This is a genomic window from Enterobacter sp. BNK-18 (assembly GCF_047456135.1).
GTDB lineage: Bacteria > Pseudomonadota > Gammaproteobacteria > Enterobacterales > Enterobacteriaceae > Enterobacter > Enterobacter ludwigii.
In genome coordinates this window covers 3,662,397-3,676,493 of the sequence record NZ_CP179899.1, presented here as the reverse complement: position 1 = coordinate 3,676,493, position 14,097 = coordinate 3,662,397, and the positions used below count along the sequence as shown (strand labels likewise).

The following is a 14,097-nucleotide window of genomic DNA, read 5'->3' as shown; positions in this document are numbered from 1 at the left end:
CGCGGGGATTGTAGGGATTGTGCAGTGGATGTCCAGATTTAATGGCCAATAGCTATCTGGACATCTATACGTGTCTAATTGTAGCATTCTGTTTCCGGTCTCCTGAGAGTGAAAAGGGAATCCAGTGAAAATCTGGAGCTGACGCGCAGCGGTAAAGACTGGCGGGATGAGAATTGTAGACACTGTGAAAATGGGAAGTCTTCATCCGCAAAACGCCACCTAGCCCGAAGACCTGCCGGGATCACGTCGCATTTGGTTTCGTCATCGCGTGCTATAGATGAAGCCTGCGGCATCCTTCTTATATTGTGGATGCTTTAACAATGATTAAAAAAGTATCGCTGTTGACGGCGTTGTCCGTCACGGCATTTTCGGGCTGGGCGCAGGATAGCGACGACTCGTTGGTGGTGACAGCAAACCGTTTTGAGCAACCTGTTAATACCGTTCTTGCACCAACGTCTGTGGTGACGCGCGAGGATATTGATCGCTGGCAGGCAAACACCGTCATTGACGTTATGCGTCGCTTGCCTGGCGTGGATACCGCCCAAAACGGCGGAATGGGGCAACTTTCCTCTCTTTTTATTCGGGGAACTAATTCCAGTCATGTTCTTATTCTTGTCGACGGGATCCGTCTTAACCAGGCTGGGGTAACGGGGTCGTCCGATCTCAGTCAGTTCCCGATCGCCCTGGTGCAGCGCATTGAATATATTCGCGGGCCACGCTCTGCAGTCTATGGTTCTGATGCGATTGGTGGCGTAGTGAACATTATTACTACCCGCGCGAAGGACGGCACGACGTTGAATGCGGGCGTAGGCTCGCATGGCTACCAAAATTACGGCGGCAGCACTCAGCAAACCCTGGGTGACAGCACGCGCGTGACGCTGGCGGGTGATTATACCTATACCAAAGGCTTTGACGTGGTTGCGGATGGTAACAACGGTGGTCTGGCCCAGACCGATCGTGACGGCTTTATGAATAAAACCCTCTACGGTGCGCTGGAGCATGCTTTCTCTGATCAGTGGAGCGGGTTCGTTCGCGGCTATGGCTACAGCAACCGTACCGCCTATGACGGCTATTACAGTTCATTTACGCCTGATGTTTTGGTTGATACTCGCCAGCTCTATAGCCAGACCTGGGACGCTGGGCTGCGCTTTAATAATGACGTCGTCCATTCACAACTTCTCACCAGCTACAGCCACAGCAAAGATTATAACTACGACCCGCATCTGGGACGTTATGATTCCAATGCCACGCTGGATGAGATCAAACAGTACAACGTGCAGTGGACCAACTCCGTTGAGGTGGGCCATGGCAATATTGGCGCAGGTGTCGACTGGCAGAAGCAGAGCACCGAACCAGGAACAAGCTATGTCACAAACGGCTATGACCTGCGTAACACCGGCGTCTACCTGACTGCGCTGCAGCAGTTTGGCGACTTTACCCTGGAAGGGGCAGCGCGTAGCGACGATAACTCTCAGTTTGGTCGCCATGGCACCTGGCAGAGCAGTGCGGGCTGGGAGTTCATTGAAGGTTATCGATTCATTGCCTCGTATGGCACTGCCTATAAAGCACCCAACCTCGGGCAGTTGTATGGTTTCTATGGCAACGACCATCTTGATCCTGAGGAGAGTAAACAGTGGGAAGGCGCGTTCGAAGGCCTGACGGCTGGCGTGAACTGGCGCGTATCGGCCTATCGCAATGACGTTGATAACCTGATCGACTTTAATAACAACCTTCAGGAATACTACAACGTAGGCAAGGCGCGTATTAAAGGGGTTGAAGCCACAGCGTCCTTTGATACAGGTCCACTGACTCATACGGTCGGTTACGATTACGTGGATGCACGCAATGCGGCAACAAACCAGCTATTGGATCGCCGGGCTAAGCAGCAGGTGAAGTATCAGCTTGATACGCAGGTCTATGAATTCGACTGGAGCCTGACTTACCACTACCTGGGAACACGTTACGACACTGACTTTGGTACCTACCCGTCTGAAAAGGTGAAAATGGGCGGCGTAAGCCTGTGGGATGTCGCAGTTTCATATCCTGTCACCTCTCACCTTACAGTTCGTGGTAAAATAGCCAACCTGTTCGACAAAGATTACGAGACAGTTTATGGCTACCAAACTGCAGGACGGGAATACACCTTGTCTGGCAGCTACACCTTCTAATCCGCGTCCCACCGTGCTGGTATTTGATTCCGGCGTCGGTGGGCTTTCGGTCTATGATGAGATCCGACATCTCCTGCCGGATCTCCATTATATTTACGCCTTTGATAACGTCGCGTTCCCGTATGGGGAAAAGAGTGAAGACTTTATTGTTGAGCGTGTGGTTGAAATCGTCACCGCGGTACAAAAGCGTTATCCCCTCTCGCTGGCGGTCATCGCCTGTAACACGGCCAGTACAGTATCGCTTCCTGCATTGCGCGAAAAATTCCAGTTCCCGGTTGTGGGCGTTGTTCCTGCAATAAAGCCTGCCGCGCGTCTGACGGCAAACGGCATTGTTGGTTTACTGGCAACGCGAGGCACGGTGAAGCGACCTTATACGCGCGAGTTAATCGACCGCTTTGCCAACGAATGCCAGATTGCGATGCTCGGTTCGGCGGAACTGGTCGAGATCGCCGAAGCGAAGCTACACGGAAAGGCAGTGCCGCTCGAAGAGTTGCGCCGTATTCTCCGCCCGTGGCTGCGGATGCCGGAGCCACCGGACACCGTTGTGCTGGGGTGTACCCATTTCCCTCTATTACAGGAAGAGTTATTAGAAGTTCTGCCTGAGGGCACACGGCTGGTGGATTCGGGGGCGGCTATAGCCCGACGTACAGCCTGGTTGCTGGAACATGAAGCTCCGGATGCTAAATCTGCCGATGCAAACATCGCTTTTTGTATGGCCATCACTAACGAGACCGAGCAACTTTTGCCCGTTTTACGCCGTTATGGCTTTGAAACGCTCGAAAAACTGGCGCTGTAGCACGATTTTGAGCAAAAAAGAGACGGTTGAACGTTTTTTTTAAAAGAGGGGTTGTCAACGTCTGAGAACTCCCTATAATGCGCCTCCACTGACACGGAACAACGGCTTACAAGCCGCCGGGTTAGCGGGGTTCAGAGATGAACACCAACAGAGAAAAGCAAAAATAAATGCTTGACTCTGAATGAGGAAAACGTAATATACGTGACCTCGCGACGGTGAGCTGTAAGCCGCGTCGCAACTGCTCTTTAACAATTTATCAGACAATCTGTGTGGGCACTCAAAGTGACATGGATTCTTAATGTCTTCGGACAAAAAATGAATACCAAAGTCTCTGAGTGAACATACGTAATTCATTACGAAGTTTAATTCACGAGCATCAAACTTAAATTGAAGAGTTTGATCATGGCTCAGATTGAACGCTGGCGGCAGGCCTAACACATGCAAGTCGAACGGTAGCACAGAGAGCTTGCTCTCGGGTGACGAGTGGCGGACGGGTGAGTAATGTCTGGGAAACTGCCTGATGGAGGGGGATAACTACTGGAAACGGTAGCTAATACCGCATAACGTCGCAAGACCAAAGAGGGGGACCTTCGGGCCTCTTGCCATCAGATGTGCCCAGATGGGATTAGCTAGTAGGTGGGGTAACGGCTCACCTAGGCGACGATCCCTAGCTGGTCTGAGAGGATGACCAGCCACACTGGAACTGAGACACGGTCCAGACTCCTACGGGAGGCAGCAGTGGGGAATATTGCACAATGGGCGCAAGCCTGATGCAGCCATGCCGCGTGTATGAAGAAGGCCTTCGGGTTGTAAAGTACTTTCAGCGGGGAGGAAGGTGTTGCGGTTAATAACCGCAGCAATTGACGTTACCCGCAGAAGAAGCACCGGCTAACTCCGTGCCAGCAGCCGCGGTAATACGGAGGGTGCAAGCGTTAATCGGAATTACTGGGCGTAAAGCGCACGCAGGCGGTCTGTCAAGTCGGATGTGAAATCCCCGGGCTCAACCTGGGAACTGCATTCGAAACTGGCAGGCTAGAGTCTTGTAGAGGGGGGTAGAATTCCAGGTGTAGCGGTGAAATGCGTAGAGATCTGGAGGAATACCGGTGGCGAAGGCGGCCCCCTGGACAAAGACTGACGCTCAGGTGCGAAAGCGTGGGGAGCAAACAGGATTAGATACCCTGGTAGTCCACGCCGTAAACGATGTCGACTTGGAGGTTGTGCCCTTGAGGCGTGGCTTCCGGAGCTAACGCGTTAAGTCGACCGCCTGGGGAGTACGGCCGCAAGGTTAAAACTCAAATGAATTGACGGGGGCCCGCACAAGCGGTGGAGCATGTGGTTTAATTCGATGCAACGCGAAGAACCTTACCTACTCTTGACATCCAGAGAACTTTCCAGAGATGGATTGGTGCCTTCGGGAACTCTGAGACAGGTGCTGCATGGCTGTCGTCAGCTCGTGTTGTGAAATGTTGGGTTAAGTCCCGCAACGAGCGCAACCCTTATCCTTTGTTGCCAGCGGTCCGGCCGGGAACTCAAAGGAGACTGCCAGTGATAAACTGGAGGAAGGTGGGGATGACGTCAAGTCATCATGGCCCTTACGAGTAGGGCTACACACGTGCTACAATGGCGCATACAAAGAGAAGCGAACTCGCGAGAGCAAGCGGACCTCATAAAGTGCGTCGTAGTCCGGATTGGAGTCTGCAACTCGACTCCATGAAGTCGGAATCGCTAGTAATCGTAGATCAGAATGCTACGGTGAATACGTTCCCGGGCCTTGTACACACCGCCCGTCACACCATGGGAGTGGGTTGCAAAAGAAGTAGGTAGCTTAACCTTCGGGAGGGCGCTTACCACTTTGTGATTCATGACTGGGGTGAAGTCGTAACAAGGTAACCGTAGGGGAACCTGCGGTTGGATCACCTCCTTACCTTAAAGAACCTGCCTTTGTAGTGCTCACACAGATTGTCTGATGAAAAACAGCAGTAAAAAACCTCTACAGGCTTGTAGCTCAGGTGGTTAGAGCGCACCCCTGATAAGGGTGAGGTCGGTGGTTCAAGTCCACTCAGGCCTACCAAATCTGTCATGCAGATTTGAAGAGGTTGGTCATACGATGGGGCTATAGCTCAGCTGGGAGAGCGCCTGCTTTGCACGCAGGAGGTCTGCGGTTCGATCCCGCATAGCTCCACCATCTTTTACTGCGAAAACAAGAAAACTTCAGAGTGAACCTGAAAAGGTGCACTGCGAAGTTTTGCTCTTTAAAAATCTGGATCAAGCTGAAAATTGAAACGACACACATGTTATGTGTGTTCGAGTCTCTCAAATTTTCGCAAACCGGTGATGAATCGAAAGAAACATCTTCGGGTTGTGAGGTTAAGCGACTAAGCGTACACGGTGGATGCCCTGGCAGTCAGAGGCGATGAAGGACGTGCTAATCTGCGAAAAGCGCCGGCGAGGTGATATGAACCTTTGACCCGGCGATGTCCGAATGGGGAAACCCAGTGTGTTCCGACACACTATCGTTAACTGAATACATAGGTTAACGAGGCGAACCGGGGGAACTGAAACATCTAAGTACCCCGAGGAAAAGAAATCAACCGAGATTCCCCCAGTAGCGGCGAGCGAACGGGGAGCAGCCCAGAGTCTGAATCAGCTTGTGTGTTAGTGGAAGCGTCTGGAAAGTCGCACGGTACAGGGTGACAGTCCCGTACACGAAAGCACACAGGCTGTGAACTCGAAGAGTAGGGCGGGACACGTGGTATCCTGTCTGAATATGGGGGGACCATCCTCCAAGGCTAAATACTCCTGACTGACCGATAGTGAACCAGTACCGTGAGGGAAAGGCGAAAAGAACCCCGGCGAGGGGAGTGAAAAAGAACCTGAAACCGTGTACGTACAAGCAGTGGGAGCCTCTTTTATGGGGTGACTGCGTACCTTTTGTATAATGGGTCAGCGACTTATATTCTGTAGCAAGGTTAACCGTATAGGGGAGCCGAAGGGAAACCGAGTCTTAACTGGGCGTTAAGTTGCAGGGTATAGACCCGAAACCCGGTGATCTAGCCATGGGCAGGTTGAAGGTTGGGTAACACTAACTGGAGGACCGAACCGACTAATGTTGAAAAATTAGCGGATGACTTGTGGCTGGGGGTGAAAGGCCAATCAAACCGGGAGATAGCTGGTTCTCCCCGAAAGCTATTTAGGTAGCGCCTCGTGAACTCATCTTCGGGGGTAGAGCACTGTTTCGGCTAGGGGGCCATCCCGGCTTACCAACCCGATGCAAACTACGAATACCGAAGAATGTTATCACGGGAGACACACGGCGGGTGCTAACGTCCGTCGTGAAGAGGGAAACAACCCAGACCGCCAGCTAAGGTCCCAAAGTCATGGTTAAGTGGGAAACGATGTGGGAAGGCACAGACAGCCAGGATGTTGGCTTAGAAGCAGCCATCATTTAAAGAAAGCGTAATAGCTCACTGGTCGAGTCGGCCTGCGCGGAAGATGTAACGGGGCTAAACCATGCACCGAAGCTGCGGCAGCGACGCTTATGCGTTGTTGGGTAGGGGAGCGTTCTGTAAGCCGTTGAAGGTGTCCTGTGAGGGGTGCTGGAGGTATCAGAAGTGCGAATGCTGACATAAGTAACGATAAAGCGGGTGAAAAGCCCGCTCGCCGGAAGACCAAGGGTTCCTGTCCAACGTTAATCGGGGCAGGGTGAGTCGACCCCTAAGGCGAGGCCGAAAGGCGTAGTCGATGGGAAACAGGTTAATATTCCTGTACTTGGTGTTACTGCGAAGGGGGGACGGAGAAGGCTATGTTAGCCGGGCGACGGTTGTCCCGGTTTAAGCATGTAGGCGGAGGTTCCAGGTAAATCCGGTTCCTTATTAACGCTGAGGTGTGATGACGAGGCACTACGGTGCTGAAGTAACAAATGCCCTGCTTCCAGGAAAAGCCTCTAAGCATCAGGTAACATCAAATCGTACCCCAAACCGACACAGGTGGTCAGGTAGAGAATACCAAGGCGCTTGAGAGAACTCGGGTGAAGGAACTAGGCAAAATGGTGCCGTAACTTCGGGAGAAGGCACGCTGATATGTAGGTGAAGCCCCTGCGGGTGGAGCTGAAATCAGTCGAAGATACCAGCTGGCTGCAACTGTTTATTAAAAACACAGCACTGTGCAAACACGAAAGTGGACGTATACGGTGTGACGCCTGCCCGGTGCCGGAAGGTTAATTGATGGGGTTAGCGGCAACGCGAAGCTCTTGATCGAAGCCCCGGTAAACGGCGGCCGTAACTATAACGGTCCTAAGGTAGCGAAATTCCTTGTCGGGTAAGTTCCGACCTGCACGAATGGCGTAATGATGGCCAGGCTGTCTCCACCCGAGACTCAGTGAAATTGAACTCGCTGTGAAGATGCAGTGTACCCGCGGCAAGACGGAAAGACCCCGTGAACCTTTACTATAGCTTGACACTGAACACTGGTCCTTGATGTGTAGGATAGGTGGGAGGCTTTGAAGCGTGGACGCCAGTCTGCGTGGAGCCAACCTTGAAATACCACCCTTTAATGGCTGGTGTTCTAACGTAGACCCGTGATCCGGGTTGCGGACAGTGTCTGGTGGGTAGTTTGACTGGGGCGGTCTCCTCCCAAAGAGTAACGGAGGAGCACGAAGGTTAGCTAATCCTGGTCGGACATCAGGAGGTTAGTGCAATGGCATAAGCTAGCTTGACTGCGAGAGTGACGGCTCGAGCAGGTGCGAAAGCAGGTCATAGTGATCCGGTGGTTCTGAATGGAAGGGCCATCGCTCAACGGATAAAAGGTACTCCGGGGATAACAGGCTGATACCGCCCAAGAGTTCATATCGACGGCGGTGTTTGGCACCTCGATGTCGGCTCATCACATCCTGGGGCTGAAGTAGGTCCCAAGGGTATGGCTGTTCGCCATTTAAAGTGGTACGCGAGCTGGGTTTAGAACGTCGTGAGACAGTTCGGTCCCTATCTGCCGTGGGCGCTGGAGAATTGAGGGGGGCTGCTCCTAGTACGAGAGGACCGGAGTGGACGCATCACTGGTGTTCGGGTTGTCATGCCAATGGCACTGCCCGGTAGCTAAATGCGGAAGAGATAAGTGCTGAAAGCATCTAAGCACGAAACTTGCCCCGAGATGAGTTCTCCCTGAGACTTTAAGTCTCCTGAAGGAACGTTGAAGACTACGACGTTGATAGGTCGGGTGTGTAAGCGCAGCGATGCGTTGAGCTAACCGATACTAATGAACCGTGAGGCTTAACCTTACAACGCCGAAGATGTTTTGGCGATGAGAGACGATTTTCAGCTGATACAGATTACAGAATTTGCCTGGCGGCTTTAGCGCGGTGGTCCCACCTGACCCCATGCCGAACTCAGAAGTGAAACGCCGTAGCGCCGATGGTAGTGTGGGGTCTCCCCATGTGAGAGTAGGGAACTGCCAGGCATCCAATTACGTAGTAAGCCGGTGCATAAATCCGGTGGTTACAGCAGTCTTCGGTGGAGCGGTAGTTCAGTCGGTTAGAATACCTGCCTGTCACGCAGGGGGTCGCGGGTTCGAGTCCCGTCCGTTCCGCCACTTATTAAGACATTAAGCCTGCCTACCCGGCAGGCTTAATGGCAAAAGACTTTAGGGGCGTAGCTCAGTTGGTAGAGCACCGGTCTCCAAAACCGGGTGTCGCGAGTTCGAGTCTCTCCGCCCCTGCCATATATAATCCTTTGCTTCGGCAAAGGATTTTTTTTTGCCTGAAAGACGCCGAGTCCCCTCATCAGACGTTGCAGCCAGCATTTCTGCTGGCGCATGCATCAATCCATAATGTTGATTTTTAGAAGATCTTTTATCTGCGATTGCTTATCGCTGTTCTGGAGCCAGATGGCATACAGCGGTCTGGAAAGCGTGGTGGAGTCCACAACGGTATGCAACCCGGGTTTCGTGTCTGCCCAGCGAACAGGTAACCAGGTGCACCCCTTCAGCAAGGAGAGCTGCTGACAGGCGATCTCCGCAGAGCTGGTTGTTAATTGTGGCACATCATCCGGAGCAATCAATCCCGCCTCGTGTTGCTGGAAATCTGGCCCCCACTCCAGACGCAGATAGGTCAGGTCGGCTTTCATCATTGAAGGCTCGGAGGCATAAAGCGCAAGGCCAAACTGGCCAACAATCTGGCTGCTAAATTCGTCCATTTTGGGGGCTTCGGTCGTGATCAGAAGATCCAGCTGGCGCTCGTGCAGTTGCTTAACGAGCGACTGACGTTGCGCAATCCGCGCTTCAAATTGCAAATGGTTGTGGGAAGGGTAGAGCCGGGTAAGCCACTGACTGAGCATACATTCCCACAACGATGCGCTGGCCCCAATGGAGAACTCGTTATGCCTCGAGGTATGCGCAACCTCTTTTCGTGCCGCCTGCCAGGTATTCATCAGTGTTTCTGCATACGGCAGCAGTTTTTCACCGGCTGGCGTGAGGCGTATGTTGTTGCGGTGGCGGGTAAAAAGGTTCACACCCAGTTGATTTTCCAGCTGTCGAATACGAAAACTGACCGCTGACTGCGTCAGGTAAAGGGCTTCCGCTGCTCGCCCAAAGTGGCGCGTTCTGCTCACTTCCAGGAAAGTTTTTAGCAATTCCGTATCCACATCTTTCTCCGCAAAATAATTTGTCGTTATGATTTAAATGTTTTGTTTTACACTCTGTCAAGCGTAACTAATACTCCGCGCCATAAATAGCTCGGCCAAAGAATTAGGAGCGTGTAGGATGGCGGAAAGCTTTACGACGACTAATCGTTTTTTCGACAATAAAAATTATCCACGCGGGTTCTCTCGTCACGGCGATTTCACCATCAAAGAGGCGCAGATGCTTGAGCGTCATGGTTATGCCTTTAACGAGCTGGATCTGGGTAAACGTGAGCCTGCAACTGAAGACGAAAAACAGTTTGTCGCAGTCTGCCGTGGCGAGCGTGAGCCACAGTCTGAAGCAGAACGTGTATGGATCAAGTATATGGCACGCATTAAGCGTCCAAAGCGTTTCCATACGCTGTCTGGCGGTAAGCCGCAGATGGAAGGTGCTGAAGACTACACTGAGTCTGACGACTAACAAGAAAAGGGGCTGTGGCCCCTTTTTTTATGCCAGTAACTTTTGCAGGTGCAGGAGCAAGCGATCGATCGCACGATAGCTTAACGCTTCCTGCAGATGCCGCCTCTCAATGTCAGGGCACTTTTCCACATCGGCGATGGTGCGGGCGACTTTTATAAGACGCTGCCATGCGCGAATGGAAAGCCCAAAGCGCGTCAACGTATCCTCCAGCCAGCATGAATCTTCAGTCTTAAGAGGACAAAACTGCCGAATCTCAGCGTTATCCAGACGGGCATTCAGCTTATGTTGACGCATATACTGCCGGGCCTGCGCGGCGATAACCCGCTCGCGAACCTCCACCGTACTCTCTCCTCTGGCGCTGCTCTGGCTGAGCAGGCCGGGAGGAGGCAAGGGGATTTCCAGCGACAAATCGAAACGATCCAGGAAAGGACCAGATAACTTCCCCAGGTAGCGCAGCGTCTGTTCAGGCGTGGAGCGATTGTGGTTTCCCTGATAATGGCCCGATGGGCTGGGGTTCATTGCCGCTACCAGCTGGAACCGCGCGGGATAGCTTATTTTGGCGCGTGCACGGGAGATATGGATCTCACCCGATTCGATGGGCTCCCTCAGCGCATCCAGAACGCGGCGTTCAAATTCAGGCAGTTCATCCAGAAACAGGATGCCGTTGTGCGCCAGAGAGATCTCTCCCGGCCCTGGTATGGTGCCACCGCCGACCATGGCCGCCAGTGAGGCACTGTGGTGCGGAGAGCGAAACGGGCGACGTCGCCACTGTTTTTGCAATGACACTGAACTCACCAGACTAAATATCGCCGCGCTTTCCAGCGCTTCATGGTTATTAAGTGGAGGCAGTAAACCATTCAACCTGCTCGCCAGCATCGTTTTTCCTGTACCCGGTGGGCCAATCAGCAACAGGTTATGTCCGCCGGCAGCGGTGATCTCCAGCGCCCGCTTACCCTGCTCCTGGCCGTAAATATCGCTCAGATCGTCCGGGCTTTCTGCCAGGGGATCGCCTGATTCTTCCGGCTCTGACAGCACATGTTGCCCCTCAAGATACGCGCACACTTCCTGTAAATGCCCGGCTAGCAGACATCCTCTCTCGGCTATCAGGCTCACTTCTGCACCATTTTCATTGGCAACAATGATTTGTCGACCTGCGCGAATGGCCTCCAGCGCACCCGAGATGGCACCAGGAACGCCCCTCAGCGCGCCTGTGAGCGCCAGTTCACCGATGAACTCATATGCGCCTAGTCTGCTGCTGTTAAGCTGCTCAGAGGCGGCGAGGAGCGCTATAGCGATAGGTAAATCATATCGCCCTCCCTCTTTAGGCAAGTCTGCAGGCGCAAGGTTGATGGTGATTTTCTTTGCCGGAAAGGTATAACCGCTATTAATAATCGCACTGCGCACCCGATCTCTGGCTTCCTTTACCGTGGTCTCCGGCAATCCAACCAGCGTCAGCCCGGGCAGCCCGTTGCTGAGATGAACTTCTACCGAAATAAGCGGTGCTTTTACTCCAATGGCCGCACGGGTATAAACAACTGACAGTGACATAAGCACCTCCTCAGGAGATGACTATGCCCGTGACCGATATGCATGTTTAGCCACATTTAGCGGATTTACGCATCCTCTTCCGAGGTTTTAACGTCAAGATGTAACCTTTTCTTTTCTGCGGAACCCTGCTCGCAAAAAAATGTACTGGCGACATACTGCTCTGTCCGTGCTGAAAAAATGAAAAATATTCACTATCAAATTTCTTTATATAAAACAATACGTTCAGAAAATATGATTCGCAGGCTAACGAAACCAGCCATAAATAAATCTTGTGTTTGATTTAAAAACTGTGATACCTCTTTAGGTATTCCTTCGAACAAGATGCAAAAAGAACTGAAAATGACAGCCCTTCTACGAGTGATTAGCCTGGTCGTGATTAGCGTGGTGGTGATTATTATCCCACCGTGCGGGGCTGCACTTGGACGAGGAAAGGCTTAGGAATCAAGCCTTAACGAACTAAGACCCCCGCACCGAAAGGTCCGGGGGTTTTTTTATGACTAAAAAACTTACATGAGGAGCAGAGAATGACTAATAGCACAAAATTCTGTTTCTCCCGATTTATGACGGGGAACTAACTATGAATGGTGCACAGTGGGTAGTACATGCGTTGCGCGCACAGGGAGTCGACACTGTCTTCGGTTATCCGGGGGGCGCAATAATGCCGATTTACGATGCATTGTATGACGGCGGCGTGGAACACCTCTTGTGCCGACACGAGCAGGGCGCTGCGATGGCCGCCATTGGCTATGCACGTGCCACCGGTAAAACCGGTGTCTGCATGGCAACCTCAGGGCCGGGCGCCACAAACCTGATCACCGGCCTGGCGGATGCACTGCTTGATTCCGTTCCCGTTGTCGCCATCACCGGTCAGGTGGCCTCGCCCCTCATTGGTACTGATGCCTTCCAGGAAGTGGACGTGCTCGGCTTGTCACTGGCCTGCACCAAACACAGCTTCCTCGTTCAGTCTCTGGAAGAGCTGCCGCGTGTGATGGCAGAGGCGTTTGAGGTAGCAAACTCTGGTCGCCCTGGACCGGTTCTGGTTGATATCCCGAAAGATATCCAGGTTGCTCTGGGCGATCTGGAACCGCACTTCTCCACCGTTGAAAGCGACGATGCATTCCCGCACGCCGCGGTGGAAGAGGCGCGGCAGATGATTGCCCACGCTAAACAACCGATGTTGTACGTAGGGGGTGGGGTTGGTATGGCACAGGCCGTTCCCGCCCTGCGCGAATTCATCGCGGTTACGCAAATGCCCGCCACCTGTACGCTGAAAGGTCTTGGCGCGGTAGATGCGGACTATCCGTACTATCTGGGCATGCTGGGGATGCACGGTACCAAAGCGGCGAACCTGGCCGTGCAGGCGTGTGACTTGCTGATCGCCGTAGGTGCCCGTTTTGATGATCGTGTCACCGGCAAGCTGAATACCTTCGCGCCGAATGCCAACGTGATCCACATGGATATCGACCCGGCGGAGATGAACAAACTGCGTCAGGCGCATGTGGCCCTGCAGGGCAATCTCAACACGTTATTACCGGCTTTACAGCAGCCTCTGAAAATCGACGCATGGCGTCAGCACACCGCCGATATGCGCGTTGAACATACCTGGCGTTACGACCATCCTGGTGACGCCATCTATGCGCCACTGCTGTTAAAGCAATTGTCCGACCGTAAACCGGCAGACTGTGTGGTCACGACGGATGTAGGCCAACACCAGATGTGGTCAGCACAGCACATGACTTACACGCGCCCGGAAAACTTCATTACCTCCAGCGGCTTAGGGACGATGGGCTTCGGTCTCCCTGCCGCGGTAGGGGCGCAGGTTGCCCGCCCAAACGATACGGTTATCTGTATCTCCGGTGACGGCTCTTTCATGATGAACGTTCAGGAGCTGGGCACCGTTAAGCGCAAGCAGTTACCGTTGAAAATCGTCTTGCTCGATAACCAGCGTTTAGGAATGGTTCGTCAGTGGCAACAGCTGTTTTTCCAGGAACGCTACAGTGAGACTACCCTGACGGATAACCCCGATTTCCTCATTCTGGCCAGCGCCTTTGGTATCCCTGGCCAGCACATCACCCGTAAAGACCAGGTTGAAGCGGCACTCGACACCATGCTGTCAAGCGAAGGGCCGTACCTGCTTCATGTCTCAATCGACGAGCTTGAGAATGTCTGGCCGTTGGTACCGCCAGGTGCCAGTAACTCACAAATGCTGGAGAAATTATCATGATGCAACATCAGGTCGCCGTGCAGGCTCGCTTCAATCCAGAGACATTAGAACGCGTTTTGCGTGTGGTGCGTCACCGTGGCTTTCAGATTTGCTCTATGAATATGGAGACGGCCACTGATGCTCAAAATATCAGTATCGAATTAACCGTTGCCAGCCCGCGGTCGGTCGACTTACTGTTTAGTCAGTTAACAAAACTGGTAGACGTTGCACATGTTGCCATCTGCCAGAGCACAACCACATCACAACAGATCCGTGCTTAAGCGCGACAGGAA

Annotated in this window: 9 protein-coding genes, 4 tRNA genes, 3 rRNA genes and 1 riboswitch; of the genes, 14 read left to right on the top strand and 2 right to left on the bottom strand. The window is 52.9% G+C overall.

The genetic code is table 11. The annotated features are described in order from the left end of the window. Window positions 1-78 precede the first annotated feature (78 nt). Window positions 79-255: riboswitch (cobalamin riboswitch) on the top strand. A 65-nt stretch (window positions 256-320) separates the two neighbouring features. The 9 genes from btuB (at window position 321) to ACMGG3_RS17690 (ending at window position 8,676) form a co-directional block, all read left to right on the top strand. Then, on the top strand, window positions 321-2,168 hold the full coding sequence (btuB, locus tag ACMGG3_RS17730; protein ID WP_371006798.1) for a TonB-dependent vitamin B12 receptor BtuB: 1,848 nt from the start codon (window positions 321-323) through the stop codon (window positions 2,166-2,168). Further along, window positions 2,113-2,964: a glutamate racemase gene (gene murI / locus ACMGG3_RS17725; protein ID WP_020883936.1), complete on the top strand. Its 852-nt coding sequence runs from the start codon at window positions 2,113-2,115 to the stop codon at window positions 2,962-2,964. The genes btuB and murI overlap by 56 nt, the downstream gene beginning before the upstream one ends. Before the next feature lie 384 nt (window positions 2,965-3,348). Beyond that, window positions 3,349-4,888 (top strand): 16S ribosomal RNA (locus ACMGG3_RS17720). Window positions 4,889-4,958: 70 nt separating this feature from the next. Beyond that, window positions 4,959-5,035: transfer RNA gene (locus ACMGG3_RS17715), tRNA-Ile, on the top strand. Window positions 5,036-5,073: 38 nt separating this feature from the next. Then, window positions 5,074-5,149 (top strand) — tRNA-Ala (locus ACMGG3_RS17710). A gap of 180 nt (window positions 5,150-5,329) precedes the next feature. Further along, window positions 5,330-8,236: ribosomal RNA gene (locus ACMGG3_RS17705) — 23S ribosomal RNA — on the top strand. A gap of 63 nt (window positions 8,237-8,299) precedes the next feature. After that, a 5S ribosomal RNA gene (rrf, locus tag ACMGG3_RS17700) occupies window positions 8,300-8,415 on the top strand. Together the 16S, 23S and 5S rRNA genes with 4 tRNA genes alongside form the textbook arrangement of a ribosomal RNA operon. A 55-nt stretch (window positions 8,416-8,470) precedes the next feature. Further along, window positions 8,471-8,547, top strand: a tRNA-Asp gene (locus tag ACMGG3_RS17695). A 53-nt stretch (window positions 8,548-8,600) separates the two neighbouring features. Beyond that, window positions 8,601-8,676 (top strand) — tRNA-Trp (locus ACMGG3_RS17690). A gap of 98 nt (window positions 8,677-8,774) precedes the next feature. Here the strand turns inward: ACMGG3_RS17690 and hdfR are convergent. Beyond that, window positions 8,775-9,596, bottom strand: a complete 822-nt coding sequence (gene hdfR, locus ACMGG3_RS17685) for an HTH-type transcriptional regulator HdfR (RefSeq protein WP_014172169.1) — start codon at window positions 9,594-9,596, stop codon at window positions 8,775-8,777. 118 nt (window positions 9,597-9,714) lie between these two features. Here hdfR and ACMGG3_RS17680 point away from each other — a divergent pair, with 118 nt between their 5' ends. Continuing rightward, complete coding sequence (locus ACMGG3_RS17680) at window positions 9,715-10,053, top strand: DUF413 domain-containing protein (RefSeq protein WP_014172168.1); 339 nt, start codon at window positions 9,715-9,717, stop codon at window positions 10,051-10,053. A gap of 27 nt (window positions 10,054-10,080) precedes the next feature. On the opposite strand, the gene ACMGG3_RS17675 is transcribed toward ACMGG3_RS17680, so the two are convergent. Next, the gene (locus tag ACMGG3_RS17675; protein WP_049023041.1) at window positions 10,081-11,601 is read right to left on the bottom strand and encodes a YifB family Mg chelatase-like AAA ATPase; all 1,521 of its coding nucleotides are present in this window, start codon (window positions 11,599-11,601) and stop codon (window positions 10,081-10,083) included. Between the two features lie 339 nt (window positions 11,602-11,940). Here ACMGG3_RS17675 and ilvL point away from each other — a divergent pair, with 339 nt between their 5' ends. From ilvL to ilvM, 4 genes are all read left to right on the top strand, one after another. Continuing rightward, entirely contained in the window at window positions 11,941-12,039 is a 99-nt protein-coding gene (ilvL, locus tag ACMGG3_RS17670; RefSeq protein WP_001311244.1) for an ilv operon leader peptide, read from the top strand. Between the two features lie 86 nt (window positions 12,040-12,125). Further along, complete coding sequence (ilvX, locus tag ACMGG3_RS17665; RefSeq protein WP_102046757.1) at window positions 12,126-12,176, top strand: peptide IlvX; 51 nt, start codon at window positions 12,126-12,128, stop codon at window positions 12,174-12,176. Window positions 12,177-12,178: 2 nt separating this feature from the next. Further along, window positions 12,179-13,825 (top strand): acetolactate synthase 2 catalytic subunit, encoded by a 1,647-nt coding sequence (gene ilvG / locus ACMGG3_RS17660; protein WP_047954816.1) that lies wholly within the window; start codon window positions 12,179-12,181, stop codon window positions 13,823-13,825. Next, window positions 13,822-14,085: an acetolactate synthase 2 small subunit gene (gene ilvM / locus ACMGG3_RS17655; RefSeq protein ID WP_014172166.1), complete on the top strand. Its 264-nt coding sequence runs from the start codon at window positions 13,822-13,824 to the stop codon at window positions 14,083-14,085. The genes ilvG and ilvM overlap by 4 nt, the downstream gene beginning before the upstream one ends. The last annotated feature ends 12 nt before the right edge of the window (window positions 14,086-14,097 follow it).